Source organism: Microbacterium sp. (assembly GCF_036277215.1).
In the GTDB taxonomy this organism is placed as follows: Bacteria; Actinomycetota; Actinomycetes; order Actinomycetales; family Microbacteriaceae; genus Microbacterium.
The window spans coordinates 1-8,848 of sequence record NZ_DASUNI010000236.1 but is presented as its reverse complement, the minus strand read 5'-3'; the positions used below and the strand labels follow the sequence as shown (position 1 = coordinate 8,848).

9 protein-coding genes are annotated in these 8,848 nt (G+C 68.9%); 6 read left to right on the top strand and 3 right to left on the bottom strand.

What is annotated here, in order from left to right; all coding sequences use genetic code 11:
- Nucleotides 1–174 precede the first annotated feature (174 nt).
- Nucleotides 175–654 carry a pyridoxamine 5'-phosphate oxidase family protein gene (locus tag VFX99_RS11700; protein ID WP_329666469.1) on the top strand — a complete coding sequence of 160 codons (480 nt, stop codon included), beginning with the start codon at nt 175–177 and terminating at the stop codon, nt 652–654.
- Between the two features lie 154 nt (nt 655–808).
- On the opposite strand, the gene VFX99_RS11695 is transcribed toward VFX99_RS11700, so the two are convergent.
- Nucleotides 809–1,912 carry a DUF998 domain-containing protein gene (locus tag VFX99_RS11695; protein WP_329666468.1) on the bottom strand — a complete coding sequence of 368 codons (1,104 nt, stop codon included), beginning with the start codon at nt 1,910–1,912 and terminating at the stop codon, nt 809–811.
- 77 nt (nt 1,913–1,989) lie between these two features.
- Here VFX99_RS11695 and VFX99_RS11690 point away from each other — a divergent pair, with 77 nt between their 5' ends.
- From VFX99_RS11690 to VFX99_RS11670, 5 genes are all read left to right on the top strand, one after another.
- A complete protein-coding gene (locus VFX99_RS11690; RefSeq protein ID WP_329666467.1) occupies nt 1,990–2,418 on the top strand; it encodes a DUF1801 domain-containing protein in 429 nt (142 codons plus the stop codon).
- 198 nt (nt 2,419–2,616) lie between these two features.
- Entirely contained in the window at nt 2,617–3,207 is a 591-nt protein-coding gene (locus VFX99_RS11685; RefSeq protein ID WP_329666466.1) for a carboxymuconolactone decarboxylase family protein, read from the top strand.
- Between the two features lie 10 nt (nt 3,208–3,217).
- Nucleotides 3,218–4,111: an RNA polymerase sigma-70 factor gene (locus VFX99_RS11680; protein ID WP_329666465.1), complete on the top strand. Its 894-nt coding sequence runs from the start codon at nt 3,218–3,220 to the stop codon at nt 4,109–4,111.
- A 138-nt stretch (nt 4,112–4,249) separates the two neighbouring features.
- Nucleotides 4,250–4,840: a DUF4396 domain-containing protein gene (locus VFX99_RS11675; RefSeq protein WP_329666464.1), complete on the top strand. Its 591-nt coding sequence runs from the start codon at nt 4,250–4,252 to the stop codon at nt 4,838–4,840.
- Between the two features lie 323 nt (nt 4,841–5,163).
- Nucleotides 5,164–5,358, top strand: a complete 195-nt coding sequence (locus VFX99_RS11670; RefSeq protein ID WP_329666463.1) for a hypothetical protein — start codon at nt 5,164–5,166, stop codon at nt 5,356–5,358.
- A 205-nt stretch (nt 5,359–5,563) separates the two neighbouring features.
- Here the strand turns inward: VFX99_RS11670 and VFX99_RS11665 are convergent, their stop codons facing one another.
- Both VFX99_RS11665 and VFX99_RS11660 read right to left on the bottom strand, forming a co-directional pair.
- Entirely contained in the window at nt 5,564–6,352 is a 789-nt protein-coding gene (locus VFX99_RS11665; RefSeq protein WP_329666462.1) for a hypothetical protein, read from the bottom strand.
- A 75-nt stretch (nt 6,353–6,427) separates the two neighbouring features.
- Nucleotides 6,428–8,848: RHS repeat-associated core domain-containing protein (locus VFX99_RS11660; protein ID WP_329666461.1), on the bottom strand; the 2,421-nt coding region annotated here is incomplete at its 5' end.

Here is an 8,848-nt window from a genome sequence, read left to right as displayed (position 1 = left end):
GCGGCGTACGAGGATGCCGTCGGCCGGGCAGCATCCCTGGGGTTCACCGATGTGGTCGCACACTGGCCGCGCGCAGAAGGTATCTACGCCGGTCAGGAGTCCGTGCTCGAAGAGGTGGCGGGCATGCTTCCTCGGTTGCGGTGAGGACTCGGCCACCTGAAAGGGGAAGACACGATGAGCGAGCGCTCTCCGTACGTCGAGCCTCTGACGCTCCCGCCCGAGTATGGGACCGTCCGCACGACGCTGAGCTGGGAGGACGTCGCCTCCAGGCTGTCGGCGGCACCGCGATACTGGCTGGCCACCGTCCGGGCAGACGGCCGCCCGCACGCCGTCCCCGTCGACGGCCTCTGGGAGGGCGACTGTTTCTGGTTCGGCGGCAGCGCGGTGACCGTGCATCACGCGAACCTGATCGGCAACGGTCGGGTGGCGGTGCACACCGAAGACGCGATGGCGCCGGTGATCGTCGAGGGTGTCGCGCAGCTGATCACTGCGAGCGCCGACCAGGCTGAGACGCTGGCCGCCGGGTCGCGGGCGAAGTACGGCTATGGGGACTCCGCGGTGTATCGGTCGCCCGTCTGGAGGGTCACACCTCAGCGGGTGCTCGCATGGACGAAGTTCCCGACCGACGCCACGCGTTTCGTGTTCGCGGACTGAGTTCGGCTGGGTTCGAGCCGACACGCCCCGCGTCCGCCGACCGGCGTGCACAACGTCGCCATTCCACCGCGCTCAGGCTCACGACGGGCGGCTCAGCCCGGTCTTCGTGATCGGACGGCGAGGTTGTGCGCAGGCGGACGCCGCGAGGCGGCGGTCAATCCTGGAGGCGGGCTGATTCGACCAGGGCAGCCGGCTGGCCGGCGACGCCCAGGAACCGGATGAAGACCGAGATCCACCCGAAGATCAGCACGAAGACGATGATCTCGACGCCGGTCAGCGAGAAGAATCCGAGGGCGAACAGCGCGGCCGACGCCACCGTCGTGGCGAGGACGGCTCCCGCCGAGACGAAGTACGTGCGCGGCATCCCTCGCAGCAGTTTCGGGCCGCTGATCAGCACGGTGAGGAACATGGCTGCGAGCCCCAGCGCGGCGACGTCGTGCCACAGGCGGCTGACGTCGACCGGCACAAGCCCGACGCCGGCGAACGCCGCGCCCATCACCACGAAGAGGGTCGACACGATCCGGGGCGATCGACGCGTCGACAGCACGCCCGCGGCCACCAGCGCCTGCATGTCGTGCGCCACGTACACGGCGAAGGTGGTCACGAGCAATCCGCCGGCGATCAGGGTGCCGTTGAAGAAGAGGCTGGAGAGGTCGTGGAAGGTTCCGAGCTGGCTGAAGTGCACCTTCCACCAACTCGGATCGGGCGCGATCACCATCGCGGTGATGATCCCGAATGCGATGAACGTGAGCAGCAGCGACGACATCCGCTGCGTCGTCATCCGCGAGACGGACCGGTACACGAGCTGTGCTGCCAGCCCGGCGGTGACCGCCATGAGGGCGACCGACCAGACGACGTGCACCGGCAGTCCGATGAATCCGAGGCCGATGAGGCGATAGAGCACGTAGGTCTGGATGAACGCGAGCACGGTGTGCACGATGACGATCGAGAGGTTGTTGACGGTGAACTTCCACGACGGGAGCGAACGGCGCCACTCCTGCCCGGGAAGGTTCCGCGAGCGCCAATACCCGATCCCGGATGCCGCCGCCGCGGCGACGGCGGCACCCACGGCAGCCCACAGCGCGAACGAGGTCGGGCCGTCGGCGAACAGGGGGTCGGGGGCGACCAAGGCGAGGACCAGGCCGTACACGGCGCCGAGTGCGCCCGAGGCGAAGGCGATGTACGTCGCCTCGGACTCGGCGCGGGCTCCGGGTGTCGCTGCAGCCTCGACAAGGGATGGGAGCGCGGCGCTGGTCATGGCGCCAGTGTATGGGCGGCGGGGGCGCTCACCTGCCGCCCATGTCGCTCGCCTCGGTCGAGTGTCAGACTGAAAGCATGAGTGAACAGAAGACGGTGCCGACCGATGCCAGCGTCGACGACTTCCTCGATGCCGCGACGCCCGCTCGCAGACGCGAAGACGGACTGAAGCTCTCCGAGATCTTCCACGAGGTGACCGGTTCCGAGCCCGCTCTCTGGGGGCCGTCGATCGTCGGCTACGGCAGCTACCAGTACGTGTCTCCCGCCAATCCGCGGACGCGCGGCGAATGGATGAAGACCGGGTTCTCGCCGCGCAAGGCGCAGTTGTCGCTGTACGGGCTGAAGGATCTGCCAGAAGGGGCCGCGCTGCTGCCCTCGCTCGGGACGTACACCGAGGGGGCGGGCTGCGTGTACGTCAAGAAGCTCGAAGACATCGATCTCGACGTGCTGCGCCAACTGATCGCGATCGCCTGGTCGCGAGGCGACGACCCTCTGCCGATGTCTTAGTCGACCCTCGTCCCAGCCGTTCAGCCCTCCAGCCGCGCTCGCGCGATCTCCTGGTACGACCGCGTCAGCTCCTTCCACACCCTTTGCCGGTGAGCGCTGTCTTCATGCGCATCTGATCAGTGCGTGGCTGTCACACGGGCGCCTCGACCGGTGTCTTCATGTCGAAGGACTCGATCCACCGACGACATTGGAGCAGAAATGAGCAGCCATCACCGCATCCACCCGACCGAGGTCACCGGCGCCTACGGAGCGCTTGTGAAGTTCGCGGCCCGCAAGATGACGGGTCGGGTGCCAGAGTCGCTCGGCGTGCTGTGGCACAACCAAGCAGTCATGAAGGACGCCATGGGCATCGGCCGGAAGGTCGAGGGCTGGCGGGAGCTCGACAAGGAACTCGCCTCGTACGCGGCGATGGCGTCGGCGGCCACCGTCGGGTGCAGCTTCTGCCTCGATCTGAACTACTTCCTGGCCCACAACCACGGGCTCGACGAGGCGAAGGTCCGCGAAGTGCCCCGCTGGCGGGAGTCGTCGGTCTTCACCGACCGAGAACGCCGGGTCATGGAGTACGCCGAGGCCGCGAGCCAGACGCCTCCCGCGGTGACGGACGAGCTGTCGGATGCGCTCCTGGCCGACCTCGGCCCGGCGGCGCTCATCGAGCTCGCTGCGCGTGTTGCGTTCATGAACATGTCGGCGCGCATGAACGTGGCGCTCGGCATCCGGTCGGAGCAGTTCGCTGACGCGTGCGGCCTGCCTCCGCTCGCGGCGCGGTCGGCCGTCTCGGACGCCGCGTAGGCTCGCGGCCATGAGCAGCGTCGCACGTGCCGACGACGATCCGTTCGTCGTCCACCGGCGGCTGCTGTTCACCGTCGCGTACGAACTCCTGGGGTCGGCCGCAGATGCTGAGGACGTGCTCCAGGAGTCCTGGCTTCGGTGGGCCGCGCTCGATCGGTCGCAGATCCGCGAGCCGCGCGCGTACCTCGTGCAGATCGTGACCCGGCAGTCACTGAACCACCTCCGCACCGTCGCGCGGCGCCGGGAGGACTACGTCGGCGAGTGGCTTCCCGAGCCGCTGCTGACGAGCCCCGACGTCGCGGACGACGTCGCCTTCGCGGAGAACGTCTCGATCGCGATGCTGACGGTGCTCGAGACCCTGGGGCCCGCGGAGCGCGCCGTCTTCGTGCTGCGCGAGGTGTTCGACGTGCCGTACGACGAGATCGCGGATGCCGTCGGCAAAACCCCGGCGGCCGTGCGACAGATCGCTCACCGGGCCAAGGCGCACGTCTCAGCTCGGCGGCCTCGCGTGCACGTCGTCCGGTCGGAGCACGAGGAGGTGGTCGAACGCCTCGTGGCCGCGCTGAACACGGGCGACCTGCAGGGCCTCATGGATGTCCTCGCGCCCGATGTCGTCTCGGTCGCCGACGGCGGCGGCAAGGTCCGCGGCGCGTCGCGCCGACCCATCGTCGGCGCTGAGCGCCTGGCACGGTACCTCGTCGGCGGGATGGCGAAGGTCGACGGCGTCCTGCTGGCGCGCGCGACGTGGGTGAACGGCCAGCCCGGCATCCGAATGGAATTGGACGGGCAGCTGGTCGGCGTCGTCGCGCTCACCGTCGCCGACGGGCGGGTGACCAGGGTCTTCTCGATCGCGAACCCCGACAAGCTCGGCCGCGTCGACCAGGAGGCCGCCCTGAGCCGGTGAGCGCTTAGCGCGATACTCTGCTGGGATGCCGAGGAGAGGGTCGCGCGGATGACGACGGACGACGACCACGCTCATCACGACACGAGCGCGCACGCCTCCCACGCTTCCGCTGCGGGTCATGATCGGAGGCTGAATCGGATGGCGGCGAGCGCCACGCTGCACTGCCTGACGGGCTGTGCCATCGGCGAGATCGCGGGCCTCGTGATCGGCACCGCCCTGGGGCTGTCCGCGGGCTGGACGGTCGTGCTCGCGGTGGCTCTGGCTTTCCTGTTCGGATACGCGCTGTCGACCCTCCCCCTCCTGAAGGCGGGCCTTGCGCTCGGCGCGGCACTGACCATCGTCCTCGCAGCGGACACGCTGTCGATCGCGACGATGGAGATCGTGGACAACGCGGTGATGGCGCTCATCCCGGGTGCGATGGACGCCGGGCTCGTCAACCCGGTGTTCTGGATCGGGATGATGATCGCGCTGACCGCGGCCTTCCTCGCGGCGTACCCGGTGAACCGGGTCCTCCTGAAGCGAGGCAAGGGCCACGCCCTGGCTCACGAGCATCAGCACGCCGCCCAGCCTCCGCAGGGGGCACGACGGTACATCCCGACCCTCTCGTCGGGGCTGCTCGTCGGAATCATCGTCAGCTTCCTCCTCGGGGGTCTGCTCGTCGCCTCCGCCGCCACCGCGGAGGCAGGCGCCGACCCGCCCCCGCACAGCCAGCCGCAGGCGCCTCGCTGACGCGCGCTGGAGTCCCGAGTGAACGGATTGCCGCCGAGAGCACGGTCTATCGGCGTCGCGAAGTCGTGCGCTCGGCGGCAGGTCGCTCACTCGATCAACGACGACAAGGCGCGCCCGCGGGACTTATAGCGCAAGGCTCACCACGAAGCAAGCCTCTCGGATTCACGACAGCGCCGGAGCACCATGAGCGCAACCCAGGGGGGTGGGCCATGACGATCGACATTCCGGCTGGGCGCGACCGAAGGTCTTCACCACTCGGCGCGACGAAGTCACCGAATCAGCGTCCTTCGGAGCGCCCGGCGGATCCGCCGCCCTGCCCGCCCGTGCAGTGGGAGCGCGTCGGCTTCGACCGCTACCTCGTCCGCGCGGGAGCCGAGACGATCGGCTACATCGACGTCGTCGGAGCCGTCTACGTCGTCCTCGCCGGCGTGCACTACGACCGAGCGGTCGAGGTGTCGCAGACGCTCGTGCTCGAGGACGCGCTCGCCGCCCTCCAGCAGCGGGCGGACGCGCGCTGACCTCCGCGCAGTAATGCCTCGAAGTCCGGCGCCTCGCGTGTCAATTGCGTTGTCCGCGACGGGAAGGTGCGCGAGCGTGCGTGTATGGCAGACCAACACAAGGCACTGGCCGTATTCATCGGCGACTGGGCGGCGGAGTGCACCGCCTGAATCCCGAGCGGAACACCTACTTCTCGTGGAGCATCGCGTCGAGTGATGCGCAGCACTAGCCGGGATCGGTGAACAGCCACTCCCGCAGCTCCCGGAAGTACGTCGTGTCGACCGACACCTCGCCCATGTACACATGGTCGAAGCTGGCGATCGCGAAGATCACCATGGCGACGTAGCCGGCGACCAGCCCCGCCATGATGAGATGCGTCCGTCTGCGGGTCACCTCCACGAGCCCGATCAGGATCGCGTTGATGAGCGCCCCGACGTAGAGCACGAGAGACAGGATGCCGGGCAGCTCGAGCCCGGTGACACCGATGCGCGCTCCGCGGTCGGCGACGAAATCGTTGAAGGCGCTGATCGTGGCCAACTGGAGATTCGATTCGGACTCGTCGGCCGGCTCGAACTGGAACAGCGCCCGCTGCAGGTCGGTCACCTGCTGCACCGTGCTCGAGGGAACCTGGCCTGCACCCTGAGTCGGCCAGTCGACCTCGATGACGTGTTCGGTGTACTCGACGATCAGTGACTGCAGCTCCGTCCTCGTCGGCTCGGGAAAACCCGATGCGTCCCGGTACAGGACGGCGACAGAGGACGTCTCCTGGAGGACGATCTCCTCGACGCCCCGATAGTTCTCGTAGGACGCGGCCGCGATCAGCGCGAGCGTGACTCCGTAGAGCACGCCATAAACCGCGACGACGTACCCCAGCACGCGGTCCCACTCACTGGAGCGCTCCGCGGGGTGCGGCACCCACCGGCGGAGCGCGAGGACGACGAGCAGCGACAGCCCCACGAACACGCCGACGAACAGCGGCAGCGCGACGGCGATCGGCATCGTGTACAGCCACATGAGTGCATTGTGGCGTGGGAGGCTCGCCACGCGCTACCGGCGGACCGGTGCCACGGTGCCCCGCCGACCGCGCACTCACCAGGCCAGATCGCCGCCCTTGTGCGACCCGCCTTCGTGGTACGCCCACGATTCCCAGGGGTTGTTCGCGTACGCCATGTCTTCGATGGACTTGCCGAGGCTCTGCTCGTCTGCGATCCAGAGACCGAGGCCGATGAGGAATCCGACCACGCCTCCGACGACGAGCCATGCCACGTAGGTTCCGGTGAACAGCGGGCCGAAGACCCGATTCTGGAATATGTGCAGGCTCTCGTGCTCCAGCAGGCTGCCGTGCCTGCCCTGCAGGTTGCTGATCACGTTGCCCTGCGCGAACGCCGACGATCCGAAGCCGAAACCTCCGTCGTAGACGTGCCGGTTCTGCCGCTTGCTGAGGTGCTTCTGGTACTTGTTGTCGCCGTAGAGCAGGTTGACCCCGTGCAGCAGCACTCCGAGCCCGGTGCCGACGATGCCCCACGTCGAATCGGCGATGAACGCAACCCACCCGGTCCAGCTGTCCCACGCGTAGATCTCGGTCGCTCCGCTGATCACCCCGTTGAGGCCGCCGGCCACGGCGGCGCCGATCGCGAGACCGGTCGCGACGCCCGAGCCGACGCCCAGACCGATTCCGCCGAGCGCGAGAGTCGCGAGACCCATCGTGGCGTACGCCAGCCATGCGCCGGCCGCGCCCAGGAGCCCCGCCTCCAAGCCGAGCAGCAGCGTGTCGCCGAAGCTGCGACCCTCGGCTATGCCGACGATCACACCCGTCGCGAACCCGACCACGAAGCCCACGCCGGCGACGATGAGGTCGTCGAGGCCGAAGAACTTGCCCGATGGGTCGCGCAGCATGATCGGGTTGTTGATCGCATAGCTGTAAAGGTTGAACGCCTGCGGGATGCGCCGCGCCGGCTCGGGATTCTCCAGGACGAACCAGTCCGGGGTCACGAATCGCCCCAGCAGCGGGTGGTACCAGCGGGCGCCGAGCTGCAGCATCCCGCCCTCCGCGTCGAGCGCTCCCGCGTACCGTGCTTCGACTCCCGCGCGCACCGCCAGTCCGAATGGGGTGAAGGCCTGCTGCAGCTGCACGGAGCCCGTGCGATCGGTGGTGCAGATGACCGAGCCGAGCTGATCGGTCAGGACGCACAGACGCGTCTGTGCTCCGCCCGGCTCGACGGTGCGGCTCGCGACCACCAGCGACCCGACGGCGTAGCTCGTGCGGCTGCCGGCGTCGCTCACCTCGTACACGCCGTCGATCCACCGGGTGACCTCGACGTCGCCTCCGGGCGTGGTCACGGTCCGACGCAAGCGGTGGTCCGCCGCGTCGTACTCGAAGCCGACGACCGACCCGTCGGGAAGCGTCATGCGCACCAGCCGGTCCCACGCGTCGTAGCGCAGATCGCGCGCAGCGCCCACGTCGAGCGCGCGGCCGCTCGCATCGCGCGCGATCGTGAAGCTGTCGGCACCGCGCTGCACACCCGTGGCGGCGCGCGCGTCGCCTCCGCCGTGCATGAACTCGGCAGGTCCGGTTTCGCCCGATTCGAGCAGATCGCCCCGTCGGTTGTACCTGTAGGCGATGCGGGATGCCTCGGCACCCCCCGCCCCGCCGGTCAGCGTGCGCCACTGGACGAGCCGGAGCAGCCTGTCGTAGCGGTACTCGTGGCCCGTGACCGCCGCCGCGCCGCCTTCGGCGACCGAGTCGACGACTGCGGTGATGCAGCCGTTGCGGTCGTAGACGTACTCCTGACTGCGCAGCACGACGCCACCCCGGTGCATTGCGACCCCGACGAGGCGTTTCAGGTCGCGCGTATGCGTGTAGCGCGCCGCGACCGAACCGAAGTCGATCTCGGTCGGCAGACCGTGCGCGTCGTACTCGACGGATTCCACGACACCGCTCAGGCTCCGCACCGAGCCGTTCGCGTGGTACCCGTGCTCGACGCGCTCGCCGTCGGGATGGACGATCGCCCGCAGCTCACCCTGCAGGCCGAATTCGTATCCCATGGTCAGATCCTGGCCGGGACCGAATGCGACGGTCTTGCCGACCGGCCGACCGAGGCGGTCGTACACGAATCGTGTTTCGAGACCCGCTTCGATCTGACGCTCGATCCGCGCGCCGTCGTACACGCTCTCGCGGATCGTGAGCGGCTGCGCAGGATCGCTCGCGTCGACGACGGTGACCTGGCGGCCGGCCGCGTCGTACGACATCAGCATCACGCTCCCCGCGGCATCCTCTCGACGCCGGACCCGGCCGGCCGCGTCCCGCCAATAGGTGCGGGTTCCCGCCGTGGTGTCGGTGATCATCACCGCCGACCCCGGTCCGGCGAAGCGGTAGCGGGTGGTCGCAGCGCCCTCGGCGTCGGTGATCCCCACGATGCGGCCGGCCGGGTCGACGTCGTAGCGCGTCGTGACCACGTCGGCGCCCGCGGCGTCGAGGGGCGTATCGACGGCGACGAGCGCCCCCAGCAC